The sequence below is a fragment of the Veronia pacifica genome (assembly GCF_001707825.1).
In the GTDB taxonomy this organism is placed as follows: Bacteria; Pseudomonadota; Gammaproteobacteria; order Enterobacterales; family Vibrionaceae; genus Veronia; species Veronia pacifica.
Window position 1 is genome coordinate 1 of record NZ_LYBM01000132.1, and the last position, 465, is coordinate 465.

General features: G+C 49.9%; 1 protein-coding gene. It reads left to right on the plus strand.

Annotated elements, in window-relative coordinates; all coding sequences use genetic code 11:
- Positions 1–465, plus strand: a 465-nt coding sequence (locus A8L45_RS24900; protein ID WP_175402089.1) for a hypothetical protein, incomplete at both ends; no start/stop codon positions are given.

Sequence of the window (465 nt, forward strand, 5' to 3'; positions counted from 1 at the left end):
GTTATCGTCAACGGGGGGTGGCTGGAACAAGCAGGCTAACTCCAAACGCATGTCAGAATATGGATTTACCGACCACTATCGACTGAATATGACCGTCAATGAAACGGCGTCTTCAATGATTGGTCTGGCTCGCTCAGAGAGCACGGCCTCTTATACCGATATCGACTACGCGCTCTATGTGTCTTATACCAACCTCTACATCTACGAAAATGGCCGTTCCATAGGGCGGGTCAGTGCACTTGCTAAAGGGGATGTTCTCAGTATTGAAGTCAACAATGGCAGCGTGAAGTACCTCAGGAACGGTGATGTAGTCCGTGAGACGTCCTACAGCGGTGATACCCCGGACTTCTATATAGATTCGAGTTTTGCCGGCACATTTAAAGCCAGCAATATTGAGATTGAATCATTGGATGGACACGGTGGTGGCCTCGAGATCGCAGGTGGAGCAGGCGATGACACCCTTGT